The organism is Clostridium sp. DSM 17811, assembly GCF_018861905.1.
Lineage (GTDB): Bacteria > Bacillota > Clostridia > Clostridiales > Clostridiaceae > Clostridium_AD > Clostridium_AD frigoriphilum.
This window is the reverse complement of the sequence record NZ_JAHLDU010000029.1, coordinates 20,994-40,110: the sequence shown is the minus strand read 5'-3', so window position 1 is coordinate 40,110 and position 19,117 is coordinate 20,994. Positions and strand designations below refer to the sequence as shown.

Here is a 19,117-nt window from a genome sequence, read left to right as displayed (position 1 = left end):
TTTTTGCATTTATAGGCGTAGCCTGCGAATCCATACCAATTTCGACGATCACAGATGCTTTAATTTTAGCCTTGCCACGTCTTTTCTTGAGCGTAGCATATAAGGATTTTACATTTAACTTTTTATCTTCATAACCGTAAAAAACTTTTGGCATAGCTTTAACCATAGCTATTGTATGAAATTTAAGTTCCAAAATTCTTATTAACGTTTTCGGATAGGTGAACCAACTATCGAATAAAACATAGGTACCGGGTATTGCATAAGCTGCCGCTTGTCGGTAGTAGGATTAATTGGACACATACGATTTTTCTCTTTTTCAGAACTTAACAATGTAAAAGCTAATGGTAGAAAAGTATTTCCATCAGACCAACCTAAATTAAGCATCCTGAAGCCTTTCTTGTATTTGCAATCTACATGATCGAAAACTTTTGCTAATAGCTCTACAGATTTACTTCTTGTCCTGCTATAAAATGAATCGTCAACGATTAAAACATTTACCCTATCCTTGGAGGTTAATGATTCAATGTCATTTTTAATTATTGAAGATGACAATAAGAGTAAAAATTTTCTCCAATTAAAATGTGTAGAATTTAAAAATCTATATACAGTATCTTTGGCAAATGAAGTTTCCGTATTTTTAGAATCTAATGTACGAAAGAGGTTTTTGCCTGTAAATACTAGTAGGAAAATGAATTTAAATATTGAATCACAAGGTACTCCTTTTTCTTTAGAAAAATTAGATTGCTTTAAAAGAGCATTAAATTTATTTTTCTAAAAAAAATTATCAGTTGTAGATTTAAACTGTTTTTCAGTGTCATTTTTTGTTATAATTGTATTCATGAAGAACATCCCCTTTTGGTTTTTGTTTGTCGTGATTCAATTATACCAAATAAGAGAATATTCTTCTATTTTTTGACCATAAATACTGAAATTACAGGCTACCGCCTAAATAACTCATGTGCGAAAGTTGAGTTAAATATAAAGCAGTCAACTTAGTGAGTCCCTTTAAATCATCTATATTACTTATCTGGAAATGTAACAATTACATCTGCTGCCACATTCACTTTTGACCATAAGGTTCCACGCCTATTATCTAAATTCCCACAAATTGCATTGAATAAACTCTCAGTATCATTCTTTTGTAAAACATCAGCCTTTTTAAATATGCATAAAAGCAACTCACCATCACCATTTACACTTGAGACCATATTATCATTTAGGTTTATTCCCTTATCATCCGTCGAGTATATAAAAAGCATCGCACTATACAATTTTATATTAGCACTAAACTTTGCCTGTATATGTGTGGTATTAACAGCTATATCCGTTGCCCCATTTTTAGGATTTGTTGAAACCACGTTTAGGGGTACCTCTACTTTTTCAGTTGAAAAGTGTAGTTTGTAATCCTCAAGGATATCGAGACTAGATAATGTGGTTATTGCTACTTTCATTTAAGTTATTATTATATTTGTTCTATAATAGTTACATCTAATTTTAAAAAGGCAAAATAAGAAACCTATTCAGCTTCTATTTTGCCTTTTTAAAATTAGATGTGCATTAATAGATGTGTTACTCTCAAAAGAACTATTGAGAGCAGTATTACTTCAATCATTTACACTAATAACTGTAAACGTTTCTGATTTTGTATCGAGAATATTTGTTGGATTATTTATTTCAATCAATTGAAATATAACTGTTGCTGTTCCTACTTTACCTGCTTTGATAGATATTTCATTTTGTCCTGTACTTGCAAAGCCTGATACACTTACTACTGAAGTGTTACTAGATATCGCTATTACCTTGTACGGAATATCGTTATTTGTAGTCATATCTATATTTCTCCCATATTGATCTTTAACAGTTAATCCCCCATTATCATATCCAAAGTCTGCATGTTGAATATCACCACTGGCAGTATTTAAATTTTCTTGCATAGTAGTTTTAAATTTTGTATTATCTAAAATTAATAAGTCAGCTACAGCAGGCTTTTGAATGTCAATAGTTATACTACTAATATGTCCTGATCGCGTCATTGCTGATATAACATCCGGCACAGAAACTATTCCATTATTAATAATTGGAGTATTTCTTACTGAAGCAGTTCCATCATCATTTTTAATAAATACTGCATTTGTTAATGTGACGAACCCACGTATATCGCTATATTTCGTTAATACAGCTCCATTTTGATCTTTTGCTATAAACGGAATATCATTTGATTCACCTGATACTATATATTGAGATGGAGTCATTAATGTAAATGTGTCTACTTCTGCTTGTTTCTTGAGTGTAAGACTTATTTGTGACGTTTTCCCTGTCTTAGTCGTAGCCGTAATTACTACTGGCATATCCATATAAATATTACCAGTAGGTATGGTTACTTTTATTGCTGCTTTTGTAGAATCTTTTGGATCCTGTACAATTTGAGCAATTAAATATGGATTTGATGCAGTCAATTGATTACTATTATTTAATATTAAACCATTCTTAACAGTATTATAATCTGTTGTAGGATTACCACTCATATCAGTTGCTTTATAAGTAGCATAAAATATATCTGTTGTATCCCCAGCGGTTAAAACTTTATTATCAGCATTTGTTAAAGCTAAAAGGTTTATATCACTTAATAAGTCAACTTGAGTAGATACCACGAGTGTTGCACTTGTCGAAACACCAGTAATCGAATCAAGACCATTTATTGTTATTGAAGGAATTTCCATAAAATCTAGGCCTGTAGTTGGTGTTATTGTAAGTAACCCTCTTGCTGTAGTAATATTACCTACACTAGTATTGAAAGTTATATTATTAGCCAGATTCGAAGTTGTTATATTATTTCCAAATTGGTCTAATATACTATAATTAGCATAACCAGTCTGGGTTATATTACTTCCAACTTTACTATTAGTAACTCCTAGTTTTGAAGAGGTTATATTGATTTCAGCTATTTTTTGTCCAGGTATAACAGCGGGCTGAATTTTAATAGTTATATAGCTTTTATGACCTGTTGCTGTCATTGCTGATATGACCTCTGGTACAGAAGCCGTACCTGTATTGGTAATTGGCATATTCCTTACTGAAGCAGTTCCATCAACATTTTTGATTAATATTGCATTTGTTAATGTGACTAAACCTACTAGATCCACATATTTAGTTAATATAGTTCCATTTTGATCTGCAGCGGTAAATAAGATATCCTTTGATTCCCCTGAAGCTACGTCTTCAGTTGGAGGTATTAATCTAAGTGTATCTAATGCTGCTTGTTTCTTAAGTGTAAGACTTATTTGTGAAGTCTTTCCTGAGCAGGTTCTAGAGGTAATTACAAGTGGCATATCTGCTGATATTGTATCAAGATAAGCTCTTACTGCAATTGCCACTTTTGTTGAATCTGTTGGATCCTGTTCAAGTCGAGCAGTTACATATGGAATTGATGTAGTAAAATTATTATTATCGTCTAATATCAGACCATTCTTAATAAAAGTGTAATTCGTTTTAGGGTTACCGCTTACATCTGTTGCTGTATAAGGAATATACCATATATCTGTCGTATCTCCTGCAGTTAAAACTTTGCCATTTGTATTTGTTAATGCTGAACCTAAAACCATATCGCTTAATGTACCAACTTGTGTAGATACAGTTAATGTAACACTTGTGGAAACTGTAGTGCTTTCATCAAAGGCATTTATTACTATTCCTGACGTAAATGCCATAAGATTCAGCCCAGCAGATGGTACTATACTAATTAATCCTGCTCTTGCTCCCATAGTACCTACACCAGTTTGGAAAGCTACGTTATTAGCTAAAGATGAATTCATTATATCATTTCCATATTGGTCTAATACAACATAAGTTGCATATCCAGTCTGAGTTATAACTCCTGCATATTTAGTATTAGCGATTCCTAAACTAGTTGAAGTAATATCAATCTTTGCAACTTCTTGTTGATTTATTACCACATTACTTGTTCCTAAATCTATAATATCATTCTTTACATTCACAGAATAAGTATCAGCATTTAGATTGTAGGGACATGTTAATGTAGCTTCCGTATTAGATGAATTCCAGGTAGCAATTGTTGTTACAGCTATTCCAGCTGTTCCTTTCACTACAAATTTAACTTTGCTTGTATCTGCTGGCGAGCTGCTGAATATCACTTTAAATCTATTAGCAGCAATGGCACTTAGTACACATATAAAATTCAGCATACAAATACTACCTAAACCGTTGATATTTCTAGTTCTATCGAATATGAATGTACCTTACATTTGTTGCTCTAAGGTTAAAATAATTTAAAACAACTCTAAACTTGTCCTATGAACATTTTTTATAAATTAGTTTTTCTTAAATAAACTGATATAAACGTTAATTAATAATTCCTTGCTTAATATAAGAGATTAATATCTAATATATATTAAGATTTAACACAGTCCTAAAAAAATATTAATAAAGATTGTAATTTCGCAGATGTAAAAGAAAATTAGGTCAAATTAACTACTCAACTATAAAAATGCTTTCTAAGTAAGATTTAGTTCACTATCTCAAATTTAGTTATTAACTTTTACGTTTTCACCGTCAATACCTACCCCTTTCAGATACAGTGCCTTTCCCTTCCTCGAATATTTTTATTCATTATTCCACATACGCTGATACTACTACGTTACAAGTATCAAATCAATAAACTTACTAAGTGAAACACTGATGTATATAAATAGTGGATTATGGTATTTAGACATCTATTTACTTACAATTCAAGCTATGTATTTAACTCGTTTTAAATACATACCATTTAAACACGTATAAACCGTTTTTAAGCGTTTTATTGATACGTTAACAATTATATTACCAACTACTGTTTCATAGCACCACAGCTAAATATAAGCTATGTTCCCAGAAAGACTAATATAGTGTTTATACAAAAATAATAATCCTGAACATATATTTATATTAGTGTATGTCTATTTAGTTAATCTCTAATTTGCCTAATTACATCCATTTTTTACTTAGCTTAATGATAATCTCTAAATGATATAAAAACATCTAACTATATAATATATAAATTTAGAATAACTAATTTCAATAAAAAAACAGATAGCTAAGTAATTTAATACTAACTATCTGTTGTAAATACTTTAATTATGCTTTTTATAAGTCTCAATTACCTAAAAATATTTTTAATTTTCTGTTCATAACCATACTTTTTAAAAAATTCAATAAATGCAATTGAAGCCATTTCCCTTTGCGTTATATGCTTTTCTATAGAAAATTTTGCAATTAAGTCTGAAACTGTATCAATCATGTATAAGGATTTAGTTATGTTCCTTCCCGCAACACAATACCTAGGCATATTATTTGCCCCACAATTTTCTTCTAACAATCCTTTTATCTGATCTTTATTATTTATTATAAAATTCAACATTTTTTCATTATCTAGTGTATCATGATCATTTTGATTTTGATTAAATTGAACTTTTTCATTTGGTCTTGTTACATTTTCATTTGATTTTTTATTTTCTTCTTGCTCTAAATTATAATTAATGGTGGAAACCTGCACATAATTTTTAATGCTGTTGTCCCAATTATAATTATGAATTTTCATATATTCTGCTAATTGGGCTACAGTTTTAAAACTTGTTATACCTAATGTGTCTTTTAAATTTCCATCATTACTACTTAAGTTATTTACTATTTTCCCAATTAATGTAGCTGCAGGTGGTGCATATATTTTACTTTTATCTTCTACTATTTTACTTTTAAATGAATTTTCCAATCCATTCCAACTATACCCATCTCTACTCATCACGCTTTTTAATGCTTTTGAATTTTTATACCCAAACATAGTTGCCACATCTTCAATTTTATATTCTTTTGTAGCATCCAGTATATCTTTTATTCTTTCATCTTTCTTTGTTTTAATAATAATAATAATAAATTAACCGAACTTCTTAAATTTTCTGCTATAGAGTGCAAATAAATAGATGTTGTTTTTACATCCGCATGCCCCATAAGTTCCCTTACATCCTGTATGGTCGCTCCTTTTAATAAAAGATTGGACGCAAAGGAGTGACGTAGCGAGTGGCAACTTATATCCTTATTAATTTCTGCTTTCTTAACAGCCTCTTTTAAGCATAAATTTATATATTGGTTGGAAACTTTTGCTGTAACCCTTGTAACAAAAAAATAATTACTGCTACTTTTCCTGTTATCCAAATATTCTATTAGTATAGTATAAAGCTTATTGCTAATAGGTATTTTTCTATATTTTTGGCCTTTACCGATAACATGTATTACCTTATCTTTTAAATCTACATCTTCCATTTTAAGATTTGTTAATTCGGAAATTCTTAGGCCAATGTTGTAAAATGTAGAAAATATTGTTTCATCAATACTTTTACTGTATTATCCAATACTTTTTCAAATTCAATTTCTGTTAGAAACTGTCTTCTTGCTTTAATAACTTTTATAGAATCCACATAAAAAGCTGGATTAATATTGCAAAATCTTTTTTTGCAAAGAAAATTATAAAAACTATTTAAAATGTTAAGTGCTCTTGCAATAGTAGCTGTAGCCAGTTTTTTATTTGTTTTATATTGAAGATATTCATCGATATCAGAATCAGTTACCTCATCTAATTCTGGCGGATAATTGTTTTTACCATCCCAAAATCTCATAAAATATGTTAACTCTTTTCGATATCCGATAACTGTTTGTGGAGATCTGTTAGTAATTTGAAAATTAGCAATAAATTTTTCGACTGCATTTGAAAAAAACATAAATATCACCTCATAATTTTTTTGGGCGATTCTTATGCTTACATAGATATGTTTATATTAAAGTTAACATATAATGTTTATTAATTCAACTTTTATTGTTGCACTAATTAAAATTAACCGTATAAACATCCTATAAAGATAAGAATTATTGTCGCTGTACTAATAGATAGCTATAAACTCAAAAAAATATAAAAAACGAGAGAATTATTTTTATTTATTTTCAATAAATACACTTGATACCCCTATAAATAATTAAAATTCATTTAGTAACCTTATAAAAGCAATAAAAGGGACTGCAAAAACAAAATAAATTACTTTATAAAATTCAACTGCTTCACTTTGTTGTTTTGTTAATAGAATATTTTTACCTTTAAAATATTAATCATATTTTATCCACCAATGTTTTAGCTTTAATAACCATTAATTTTCATCTTCTTTATTAATTTAATTTTTTTTATAAAAATGCCTCTATAAATAATTATTTAAATTATACTGTGTAAATCACGTTTTCTTTGATTTTATTAAAGACTTTTTCATTCAAAATTTTAGTTTTCGTTTTTAAATATATTGAATTGATTTCTTTCTTTTCGTTTTAATCTTTCTTATAAAGAAGCGTAAGACTAGATAATACAAATTAACATATATTATCCATACTAGCCATTAATACATATGATTTACCTAAAACTACGTCAATAAGTTCAACAACGTATAACATTTAAACCATTTCTTTCTAATTATTTATTCATTTAAATACAGTTTCTTATATTTATCTCGATACTATATATACAGACACACATTAAAATATAAAAATTTTGGCTATTAAAGGTCCAAAATGGGAGAAAAAAATAATGAGAATTCCGACTTATATCCTGAGTGGCTAATATAATTTGTAATCGTAAAAAAACAAAAAATGTAAATATGAAAAATTGATTGGGGATGGAAAAAATGATTACAAAGATATCAAAAATATTTAAAATCTCAAAGATATCAAAATTAATATTAATGTTAACTGTAACTTTCAGCTTAACAATTGGATTTGCTTCAGTTACTTTCGGGGCTACTGATCCCACTTTAAATGTTCTGCAAAAGTATAGCTTAGTTAACACTTATGTTATCACTAATACCAAAAATGGAGACAGTGGTAACTTACTAAATACCAAAGCTACAATAATCTTAGGAACTGATGTGCTCTCACCTTATATATTAAGTATGAGTGACTTTAAGGTGTCTGAGGGAACAGTGTCTAAAGATGCAAATGGAGTTTATACTCTAACAGATTTAATCAGTAGTACGGCTCCAAATACTTTTCATACTATAACTATTGAAAGAACCTTCACAACTGGAACTATCAATTATAATATAGATAAATCAACAATAACAGCTGCTTATAGTGGATTACCTAATTATACCGATTATTTAAAGGCTGCTGTAAAAATAGAAGTTAATGATGCAGGAATTCAGGCAAAAGCTAAGGCTTTAACTCAGAACATTACAAATCAATATGATAAAGCATTCGCAATATTTAAATTTGTAAATACTAGTATGACCTATGATTTAAATTCACCATATGCTAATACAGGTGCCGTTAGTGCATTAGCCCATAAAGTAGGTGTATGCGAAGATTACTCTGAACTATATGTTGCTTTATGCAGAGCTAGTGGAATACCATCTAGGACAGTTAGTGGATATAGAAATTGGAATGGTGGAAGCAGTACAACAATTGATGTAACATCTGAACGACATATGTGGGCTGAAGTTTACTTCCCTAACTATGGATGGACAATTGTAGAGCCCACAGTATCATTTTCAAGAGCACCATCAGATAGTGATTTACTAAACTATTTTGGAAAAGCTCTTACCCCAGCAGAACACATTGCAACTGGATATGATTATGTAGGAGGGACTTCCGTTTCATCAAGTTACGATCGTTCAACGGTTTATAAACCTTCTATAAGTACCGTAGGCACGGCTGCTTTATATGTAGTTGATACATCAAATGATGCGTTAGATGCGGCAACAAGTGCAGTAACTAAGGCAGAAACTTCTAAATCACAATCAGATTTAGACTCAGCAAAAGTTTTAGTAGTAGCATTATCCGATAGTACTGATAAAACATCATTATTATCTAGGATTGATGCATTACAAAAGACAATTAATGATTCTACAGCTAATAGTAATTCATTAGCAACCGCAACAAGTGCAGTAACTAGTGCAGAAACTTCAAAATTACAATCAGATCTAGATTCATCAAAAGTTTTGGTGGTAGCATTACCCGATAGTACTGATAAAGCATCATTATTATCTAGAATTAATGCATTACAAAAGACAATTGATAATTCTACAGCTAATAGTAATGCATTAGTAACGGCAACAAGCGCAGTAACTAAGGCAGAAACTTCTAAATTACAATCAGATTTAGACTCAGCAAAAGTTTTGGTGGTAGCATTACCCGATAGTACTGATAAAGCATCATTGTTATCTAGGATTGATGCATTACTAAAAACAATTAATGATTCTATCCAGATTGAATACCGAAATATAATTGAAGCTACTAGGCTTTCAGCAATAGCTTATCAAACGCCAACTAGAAATAACTATAATATAGCCTTGATTGCGGTTAATAATTTAAAAGATGGAACTAATAAATCATCACTACAAAGAATGTTAGTTTCAATTTTAAAAGTCATTGTAACTAATGAAACCAACGCTACTTCACAAGATGCAGCAATAAAAATTGCTACAAGCTCAGTAGTTAAAGCAGAAGGCAGTAATCTTCAATTAGATGTTAATGCTGCGAAAATATTAATTAGTAAAATGGTAACAAGTATAGAAAAATCAGATTTAACCAATAGAATAAATGCAGTACAAGTAATAGTCACTGCAAACATCAACAATACAGCTATAACAGTAGCTACAGTTGCAGTAGTTAAAGCTGAAGGTAGTAAACTTCAAGTAGATGTTAATTCCGCTAGAATATTAATCAGTAGGATAATAACAAGCACTGAGAAAACAAATTTAACCAATAGAACAAATGCTGTACAAATAATTATTACAGCTAATGTAAAGAGAGCCGCAATAGTATTAGCTACAACCTAAGTAATTAAAGCTGAAGGTAGTAAGCTTCAAGTAAATGTTAATTCCGCTAAAATATTAATCAGTAGGATAATATCAAGCACTGAGAAAACAAATTTAACCAATAGAATAAATGCTGTACAAGTAATTATTAAGTCAAATGTTAAGTAAAAAAAGAATCTTGGTTGGAATAAAGTAGAACCGTGTTGAACTATACCCCCTTAAGTGGACACTAAACTAAAAAGTAGTGTAGACTAAATAAGGGGGTTTTCTTATGGTCAAAAAAAGAATGTTTATTCTATTGAATTTGAAATTAATGTAATTGAAAGATACAATAGTGGAACTGAATGTGGAGTAAAGGCCCTTTCCAAAAACTTGGGTTTAGATTTCATAACATGATAACTCAATATCAAGAAAATACAATGAATTTGGAATAGCTCGTCTTGAAGATAAAAGTGGTAAAACCTCATCACCTATGTGAAGTCATCCCCAAAAACATTATGATTTTTCTGAAGAAGAATCAAAAGATGATGTGCAAGTTATTAAATGTATTGAAATGCTTTTTATATAAAGAATTATAGGAGATATGGTATAGGGAGAATTTTATGGGTTTGTTTATTAATGAAGCGAAAGTGCTGCCTCCCATCGACTACTTTATCAAAGTAGTCGATGGGAAGTTAATTTACATTACGGTGTTTGTTCCATCGCTTACAATTAAAATCTCCTTTCTATAATTTTTGCATTAAAAAAGACACTATTTCTAGTGTCCTAATTTTATAATTCTAATTTTTAATCGTTATAACTAAATTATCGGTGGTAGTTTTTTTATTTGAATCTGTGAACTGAGGTTTATAATTTGAATTATCCCAAGTATTCTTAATAGAATATAGAGTTGTTAATTCATTATTGCTACATTCCAAAGAAATTAAAGCAGTATTTTTACTTAAATCTAATGTTGTTAAGCTATTACTGTCACAGAACAAATAAGTTAATTCAATATTTTTACTTAAATCTAATGTTGTTAATTTATTATTGCTACATACCAACTGAATTAAAGCAGTATTTTTACTTAAATCTAATGTTGTTAATTTACTACTACTACATTCAAAATAAGTTAATGCCACATTCTTACTTACATCTAATGTTGTTAATTCATCACCGCTACAGTCAAACTCACTTAATGCACTGTTTTTACTTACATCTAATGTTGTTACTGAATAATTACCGCTACAGTATAAAGAAGTTAATGCAGTATTTTTACTTACATCTAATGCTGTTAAGTTATTTGAGAAACACTCTAAACTAGTTAATGCCACATTCTTACTTACATCTAACGTTGTTAAGTTATTTGAGTAACAATTTAAACTAGTTAATGATATAAAATACTCAATACCACTTAAACTACTTATATTTTTATCAGATACATCTAGTGTTTCTAAGTTTTTCACATCAGAATAAAGTATTGGTTCTGAACTAGTTTTTCCTATGAGAGTATATACTGCATTTCTAAAGTTTTCACCAGTAAACTTACTTGTTATATCTGTATTATCACTAATATTACTGGAAACATTTAATGTAGCTGATACAGTTATATTATTTGTATTCATTACTCCATATGGCATTGTTAATGTACCTGTAAATGTATATGTTCCAGCAACTGTTGTACTTGCTACCTTATTCCATGTTACATCTAAACTCTTAGTTGTTCCATCTGATAACGTTGCTGTTGCTGTTGTAGGTAATGTATAAGTATCACCTATATTCGTTGTTGTAGTAATTGCACTTACAGAACTAACTGTTAAATTTGCAACTGTCGGATTTGTTATAACTAAACTATCTGTAGTAGTTGTCTGACTTGAATCTGTATACTGAGTTCTATAACTTGAAGTATACCAAGTATCATTAATAGAATAAAGAGTTGTTAGCTGATTGTAACTACATTCTAAAGTTTTTAATGCTATATTCTTACTTATATCTAAGGTTGTTAGTTTATTACTATCACAATCTAAAGTATTTAATGCTGTATTCTTGCTTAAATCTAAGGTTGTTAGTTGATTAATAGCAAGACTTAAAATATTTAATGCTGTATTCTTACTTAAGTCTAAGGTTGTTAGTTTATTATTATCACAAGTTAAAGTATTTAATGCTGTATTCTTACTTAAATCTAAGGTTGTTAGTTTATTATTATCACAAGTTAAAAAAGTTAATGCTGTATTCTTACTTAAATCTAAGGTTGTTAGCTGATTATTAAAACAACCTAAACTATCTAATGCTGTATTTGTACTTAAATCTAAGGTTGTTAGTTGATTATTATTACAATCTAAACTACTTAATGCTATATTCTTACTTACATCTAAGGTTGTTAGTTGATTAGAATAACAATCTAAAATATTTAATGCTGTATTCTTACTTACATCTAAGGTTGTTAGTTTATTATTATCACAAGTTAAAAAAATTAATGCTGTAAAATTCTCAATACCACTCAGGCTACTTATATTTTTACCATCTACATCTAACGTTTTTAAATCTTTCACATCCGAATAAAGTATTGATTCAGGACTAGTTTTTCCTATCAGAGTATATACCGCATTTCTAAAGTTTTTATCAGTAAACCTACTTGTTATATCAGTATTATCACTAATAACACTGGAAACAGCTAATGTAGCTGCTACATTAATATTTTTTGTATTCACTACTCCATCTACAGTTGTTAAAGTCCCAACAAATGTGTAAGTTCCCCCCACTGTTGTACTTGCTACCTTGTCCCATGTTACAACTAAACTTTTAGTTGTTCCATCTGATAATGTAGCTGTTACCGTTGTAGGTAATGTATAAGTATCACCTACAGTTGCAGTAGCATTAATAGCACTAACAGAACTAATTGTTAAATTAGCAACTGTTGAAGTTGTATAATTACTCGTATCCACTGTTTGAGTAGCAACCTTATCCGTTTCTACTTTAACATCAGCCATTATTGTAGCAGCATTATTTTTGATATATGTTTTAATTGTTGTTGGATCTGTAAGGCTTACATTTGCTGTTTTAAGTAATTTAACTATTTCCCCAGATTGAGCAGTTAATATATCATTCGGATTATAGTACTTTCCATCAGTGCCTTCTTTTAAAAATACATCTTTACCACCGTCTTTTAAATCTGATATCAATGCTTTTATATCTTTTAATAAAGTGACATTATAGCTCTTTTTATTTGTAGTGTTTATAATATCGCCAGTTGCTGCATGAGCAACCCCGCCAAGTGATGATGATACAACCATTACAGCTATTATGAACTTTGACAACCCTGTATATAATTTTTTCTTTTTCATTTGTATTTAGCCCCCCAATATTAAATTCAATAATTCCATAATATATACTAACCTCATATGTAAGGATATTATTAATATTTATTCCATTATAATAACTTACTATGTAATAATCGGATAAAATATGAAAAACTTTAAGTTAAATTTTATAAGACAGCCTCTTTTTTACTTTTTAAAGGATAAAGGGTAAGTGATGGAACACATACCGTTACCTAAAAAACAGAACTACTTTATTTGCACCCTACTAGTACCATCTTTTTTCATTCTGTAAAAGTTAAGTTGGTCATATGTGTCATAATAAATCCAATCCCCTGTAACAGAAAATGCACTAACCGAATTATTAGTTAACTGCATTTTGCCAGTACCATCTTCTCCGATTTTTAACAAATTTCCATTGCTATAATTTTTATAATATATGAATCCATCATTAACGGTAAAATTATAAAAATTATCAGAAGATATCTTTGTTTTATTTGTTCCATCAATTTTAATTTTATAGGGTTTCCAATCATCGTCCCTATTCCCATAGTAAATCCATCCATTTTCAAAAATAGCATCGACCATATAATCATCTGAAATTTTAATTTTTCCAGTTCCATCTTTATTAACCCTATAAAAACTGTCATTATCACTTTTATTTATATAATAAATATAATCATCTTTAATAAAAATTGCATTTATACCATAATCCGATAATTTATCTTTTGAAACTATTTCTTCATTAGTACCATCAATTTTCATTCTATGTAGTGAGCCATCAATTGTAGTATAATTATTACTAAAATAAATCCAGCCATCTGAAATAACTATATTGAACATAGGTGTAAATTTTACTGCCACTCTTTCAGTTCCGTTAGTACGAATCTTATAATATTGATCGTAGCTACTATGATTAATATAATAGACGTAATCTCCCACTATTTTAAATCCAAACGACATGTTATCGTCACATAGTTTTTGTCTATTAACCCCATTTGAACCTATTTTGTATAATTTATTATTATCATCAGAATTGGTATAATAGATCCAGTCACCAACTATCACAATGTTTTTCATATTATCATCTGAAACTTTTATAGTATTAGTTAATGTAGTATTACTAATATATAAATTTCTGTCTGCACTATCATCTAAAAGAAATACAGAATCGTTATAAACATTATATTTTCTACTATTTGATATCTTTTGATTCTCATTGCCATCCTTTCTTACTTTATATAAACTATCATTGTCATCATCATTAATATAGTAAATCCAATCAGTACTTACATTAATTTTATCGTAACTTCGAGTTGATCTAATTATTGTTAAACCAGAACCATCTAACTTTGTTTTAACTAATCCTAAACTATTCTTAGAATCAATTCCATATATCCATTCGTTATCTATTCCACATATAATTAAAGCTGTTTCTCCTAATTTTACTTTTGAAATACCATCTAAATTGGCTCTGTAAAGATATGTATAATGGGAAATAGAATCTTCAGTTGAATAATATATATTATTATTATAAAAATAATATGAACTAATAGGATCATCTAAAACTTTTACATTATTAGTACCATCAACATTTACTCTGTAAAGCTTCATTGAATCTGCATAATTAATATAATAAATGTAATTGTTAATGACACTTAATGATTGATACTGACAAGAGCTTTTATCTAGTATTTTAATTTTATTAGATCCATCCAAATTCATTTTATATAAACTTACACTTCCACTAACTGAAAAATCTTGATAATAAACCGAACCATATTTAACTAATTCTAAAGAGGTAACATAATTACACAATATACTATTCTGTGTTCCATCAATAGCCATTCTATATAAATTACCTGATAAACCTGAAGGACTATAGTTCTCAGAACTCGTATAATATATCCACCCTGCATCAACTAAAAAATCACTAATTGTTCCTGTATTGCTAATATTGCTTTGAGTACTTCCATCTGCTGAAACAACTTTAATCTTGGGGTCTATTGTGTTTTTATAGTAATATACATTTTCTTTATCATTAATTGCAAGTTCATCTCTTGAAGAAAAAGTGCCTCCATTAACTTCACCGAGATATAATGGAGTATTATCTGCAGTAAGTGCATTAACAGTTAAGGTAGCTAGTACTGTTAAATTATCTGTATTAACTACTCCAGCAACCATTGTTAATACACCTGTAAATGTATAAGTTCCAGCTACTGTTGTACTTGCTACCTTATTCCATGTTACAGCTAAATCTTTAGTTGTTACATCAGATAAAATTACTGTTACTGTTGTAGGTAATGTATATGTATCACCTAATGTTTCAGTAGCGTTAATAGCACTAACTAAACTAACTGTTAAATTAGCAACTTTCGGTGATGTATAATTGCTCGTATCTACTGTTTGAGTCGCAACTTTATCCGTTTCTACTTTAACATCAGCTACTATTTTAGCAGCATTATTTTTAATATATGTTTTAATTGCTGTTGAATCTGTAAGACTTACATTTGCTGCTTTAAGTAATTTAACTATTTCTCTTGATTGAGCAGTTAATTTATCATTTGGACTATAGTACTTTCCATCAGTATCTTCTTTTAAGAATTGATCTCCACCACCGTCTTTTAAATCTTCTATTAATGCTTGTACATCTTTTGAAGAAGTAACATTATAAATCTTTTTATTCGTAGTATTTATAATATCTTCTGTTGCTGCATCGGCAACTCCGCTAACAGAAGTCACAATCATTGAAGCTATTATAAATCTTGATAACCCACTATATAATTTTTTATTTATCATTTGTATTTAGCCCCCTTATATTATGTTTTAACTCTGGATCGCTTCCTCTTGTTTTTGTAACTGATGGTATTAATTTTTTATTGCAACGTAAAATCTTTATAATTCAAATTGCTATAATAAGAACTCGTTGGTGAATAATCTGTAATTTTATTTCCACTTAAATATAACTCAGTCAAATTCGTAAGCCCCTTTAATACACCTATATTTGAAATTTGGTTATAATCTAAATACATTGTAAACAAATTAGTGAGTCCCTCTAGATCATCTATGTTGCTTACTTGATTATTGCTTAAAGCTAAAAAGTTTAAACTAGTAAGTCCTTTTAAGGCATCTACATTTGTTATTTCATTCATAGCTAAATTCAAATTTTTTAAATTTGTAAGCTTCTCTAAGGGGGTTATATCACTTACTTTTTTCCCATATAATTGCAACTGTTCAAGCTTAATAAATCCCTTTAAGAGATCTATATTGCTTATTTGATTGTTATCTAATCCCAAATTAAATATATTAGTAAGTCGCTTTAAATTGTCTATATTATTTATTTGATTATTCGATAAATCTAAAAATCCCAAATTAGTAAGTCCAGTTAGAGCATCTATATTTGTAATTTTATTATCAAGTAACACCAAACTAGTTAAATTAGTAAGTCCTTTTAAATCGTCTATATTACTTATTTGGTTACCATTTAAATCTAATATGGTCAAACTCGATAAATTTTCTATTCCTGAAAGATTGGTTATTTGATACTTAGAAGCATATAACTCCGTTATCTTATCTACATCACTTTTCATAATATCTCCAATTGGTTTATTTATATTATCTCTAACTGCTCGTTCCAGGTTTTTATCTTGGAACGTAACAATCGTACTGTTATCAATAGCTTTTGCTACTGTAAATGTATTTGAATTAACTACCGTTCCACCCTTATATGATAATCCATAAACCACACTTTGATCTGTTGCTGTTGCTACAACCATTGGCACTCTAAGTGTAGCTGTTCTCATTGTTGAATCCATTGTTATTCCTGTAGGAATTACTGTTGTAGTTACACCTCCAATTGTTTGAGTAGTAACAAAATCATATATGCTAGGTGTTTTGGCTAAAGCATAATCAAATGTAACAGATATTAGACCATTAAAAGCACTAGCTAATTGAATCTCTAAAGGATCTAATGTAAAATTTGGACTAAACAAATTTTTATAATATGAACTTGTTGGTGAATAATCTGTAACGTGATTACCATCTAACTGTAGATATGTCAGGTTAGTAAGTCCTCTTACGGCAGCTACATCACTGATTTGATTCCAACGCAAGTCCAACGTTGTTAAATTAGTCAATCCTTTTAATCCATCAATATTAACAATATTATTCCCTAACAAATTTAAGGATGTTAGATTCTTCAAATTACTTATTGCACTAATATCAGTTATGTTATTATAATACAAACTAAGATCATTTAATTGAGATAATCCCTTTAGTAAATTAATATCTTTAAAACCACACCTTGATAAATTAAGACTCTCTAAATTTGTTAATACACTTAAAAAACTAAAATCAGTAATTATTTTATTTGTCGGTGAATCGCCTCTTGACAAGTCCAAATATTTTAAATTTTTAAATTCCTTTATTATACTTGTATCTGTAAAATTATTTCCACTTAGCTCTAGCTCGGTCAAATTAGTCAATCCCTTTAAGGGGCTAAAATCCTGAATCATTTGTTGTTCTGAAGCATAATTTCTACCTAAACCAACAGTTTCTAATTTAGTTAATCCTTGTAGCGCAGTAATATCAGTGACATAATTACCTCCTAACCATAAATATGTAAGATTAGTCAATCCTTTTAATGGACTAATATCAGTAATAGTTTGCTCACCAAAACTTTCACTTCTACTTAAAGAAATACTCTTTAATCTAGTTAATCCACTAAGAGGGGCAATGTCTGAAATTTTTACTGGATAAAATTCTATATTCTCTAGATTTGACAATTTTTCTATTCCTGATAGATTTGCTATACTATTATTGTAATCTGTTAACGTAGTAATGTTGATAACATCGCTTTTAAAAATATCTCCAGTGGGTTTATTAATTGAATCTCTAACTACTTGTTCTAAATTTTCATCTGGAAATGTTACAATCGTACTACTATCTGTTTGACTTTCTACTATAAATGCTCCAGAATTAACAATCACACCACTTTCATATGATACTCCATAAAGTATATTTTGCTCTGTCTTTATAGGGTCTACCATTGGCAATATCAATGTGGCTATTTTCATGGTTAGATCAGTTGTTACAAATGTTGGAATTACTGTTACATCTCCATTTTCACTTTTTTGAGTTATAGCAAAATCTGATATGCTAGGCATAGATGTTAAAGCATTATTAAATGTAACATTTATTGTTCCATTAATCGCACTCACTGATTTAACGGCTATATCTGAAACTGATGTCACCTTTGTATAATTGCTGGTATCAACTGTTTGCGCCACAACATTATCAGTTGCTACTTTAACATCAGCCATCATTGCAACAGCATTATTTTTGATATATGTTTTAATTGCTGTTGGATCTGTAAGGTTTATATTTGCTGCTTTAAGTAATTTAACTATTTCTGTTGATTGAGAAGTTAATTTATCATTTGGACTATAGTACTTTCCATCAGTATCTTCTTTTAAAAATTTATCTCCACCACCATCTTTTAAATCTGCTATTAATGCTTGTACATCTTTTGAAGAAGTGACATCATAAATATTTTTATTTGTAATATTTATAATATCCCCTGTTGCTGCATGAGTAACTCCGCTAACTGATGATGACACAATCATTCCAGCTATTATGAATTTTGACAACCACGTATATAATTTTTTATTTAACATTTGCATTTAAGCCCCCTATATTATGTTTAATAATACCATAATATATAATAAACACATATATAAGGATATTATTAATATTTATTCCATGATAATAACTTACTCTGTAATAATCGTATATTGTATTACTTATTTTTATAGTTACATACAAACATTTCTCTAATACATTTAGAAACAATTAATAAGGATACTCACTTAATATGAGTACCCTTTCAATTTTACAATTTTAGTTTTTATGGCTAAGTTATACGTACTAGTTGTATGCGTTGAATCTATATTACTTTACAGCCTTGTATATTCAACATTT

The 19,117-nt window shown here is 29.0% G+C and carries 10 protein-coding genes; 1 reads left to right on the top strand and 9 read right to left on the bottom strand.

Features of this window, described 5'->3' with window-relative positions; translation table 11 throughout:
* Positions 1–201: 201 nt before the first annotated feature.
* The 6 genes from KPL44_RS26105 to KPL44_RS21280 form a co-directional block, all read right to left on the bottom strand.
* Positions 202–690, bottom strand: coding sequence for a transposase (locus KPL44_RS26105; RefSeq protein WP_367302963.1), 489 nt, complete (start codon positions 688–690; stop codon positions 202–204).
* 329 nt (positions 691–1,019) lie between these two features.
* The gene (locus KPL44_RS21300) at positions 1,020–1,451 is read right to left on the bottom strand and encodes an Ig-like domain-containing protein (protein WP_216254525.1); all 432 of its coding nucleotides are present in this window, start codon (positions 1,449–1,451) and stop codon (positions 1,020–1,022) included.
* A gap of 153 nt (positions 1,452–1,604) precedes the next feature.
* The gene (locus tag KPL44_RS21295; RefSeq protein ID WP_216254522.1) at positions 1,605–4,202 is read right to left on the bottom strand and encodes a hypothetical protein; all 2,598 of its coding nucleotides are present in this window, start codon (positions 4,200–4,202) and stop codon (positions 1,605–1,607) included.
* A gap of 950 nt (positions 4,203–5,152) precedes the next feature.
* Positions 5,153–5,833 (bottom strand): hypothetical protein, encoded by a 681-nt coding sequence (locus KPL44_RS21290; protein ID WP_216254519.1) that lies wholly within the window; start codon positions 5,831–5,833, stop codon positions 5,153–5,155.
* Positions 5,834–5,883: 50 nt separating this feature from the next.
* On the bottom strand, positions 5,884–6,336 hold the full coding sequence (locus KPL44_RS21285) for a tyrosine-type recombinase/integrase (RefSeq protein ID WP_331703021.1): 453 nt from the start codon (positions 6,334–6,336) through the stop codon (positions 5,884–5,886).
* Between the two features lie 2 nt (positions 6,337–6,338).
* Positions 6,339–6,767 carry a tyrosine-type recombinase/integrase gene (locus KPL44_RS21280; protein WP_216254516.1) on the bottom strand — a complete coding sequence of 143 codons (429 nt, stop codon included), beginning with the start codon at positions 6,765–6,767 and terminating at the stop codon, positions 6,339–6,341.
* Between the two features lie 945 nt (positions 6,768–7,712).
* Here KPL44_RS21280 and KPL44_RS21275 point away from each other — a divergent pair.
* Positions 7,713–9,863: a transglutaminase-like domain-containing protein gene (locus KPL44_RS21275; protein ID WP_216254513.1), complete on the top strand. Its 2,151-nt coding sequence runs from the start codon at positions 7,713–7,715 to the stop codon at positions 9,861–9,863.
* 758 nt (positions 9,864–10,621) lie between these two features.
* Here the strand turns inward: KPL44_RS21275 and KPL44_RS21270 are convergent.
* The 3 genes from KPL44_RS21270 to KPL44_RS21260 all read right to left on the bottom strand — a co-directional run bounded on the left by KPL44_RS21270 (position 10,622) and on the right by KPL44_RS21260 (position 18,813).
* Positions 10,622–13,165 (bottom strand): Ig-like domain-containing protein, encoded by a 2,544-nt coding sequence (locus KPL44_RS21270; protein WP_216254510.1) that lies wholly within the window; start codon positions 13,163–13,165, stop codon positions 10,622–10,624.
* Positions 13,166–13,387: 222 nt separating this feature from the next.
* Positions 13,388–15,937 carry a DUF5050 domain-containing protein gene (locus KPL44_RS21265; protein WP_216254507.1) on the bottom strand — a complete coding sequence of 850 codons (2,550 nt, stop codon included), beginning with the start codon at positions 15,935–15,937 and terminating at the stop codon, positions 13,388–13,390.
* A 77-nt stretch (positions 15,938–16,014) separates the two neighbouring features.
* On the bottom strand, positions 16,015–18,813 hold the full coding sequence (locus KPL44_RS21260; protein WP_216254503.1) for a leucine-rich repeat domain-containing protein: 2,799 nt from the start codon (positions 18,811–18,813) through the stop codon (positions 16,015–16,017).
* Positions 18,814–19,117: the final 304 nt, after the last annotated feature.

Bases quoted from the DNA above. Each gene is read 5' to 3' on its own strand.
- KPL44_RS21280 (WP_216254516.1), bottom strand. From the start codon at position 6,767: ATGTTTTTTTCAAATGCAGTCGAAAAATTTATTGCTAATTTTCAAATT.
- KPL44_RS21260 (WP_216254503.1), bottom strand. From the start codon at position 18,813: ATGTTAAATAAAAAATTATATACGTGGTTGTCAAAATTCATAATAGCT.
- KPL44_RS21290 (WP_216254519.1), bottom strand. From the start codon at position 5,833: ATGTTTGGGTATAAAAATTCAAAAGCATTAAAAAGCGTGATGAGTAGA.
- KPL44_RS21275 (WP_216254513.1), top strand. From the start codon at position 7,713: ATGATTACAAAGATATCAAAAATATTTAAAATCTCAAAGATATCAAAA.
- KPL44_RS21295 (WP_216254522.1), bottom strand. From the start codon at position 4,202: ATGCTGAATTTTATATGTGTACTAAGTGCCATTGCTGCTAATAGATTT.
- KPL44_RS21300 (WP_216254525.1), bottom strand. From the start codon at position 1,451: ATGAAAGTAGCAATAACCACATTATCTAGTCTCGATATCCTTGAGGAT.
- KPL44_RS21270 (WP_216254510.1), bottom strand. From the start codon at position 13,165: ATGAAAAAGAAAAAATTATATACAGGGTTGTCAAAGTTCATAATAGCT.
- KPL44_RS21265 (WP_216254507.1), bottom strand. From the start codon at position 15,937: ATGATAAATAAAAAATTATATAGTGGGTTATCAAGATTTATAATAGCT.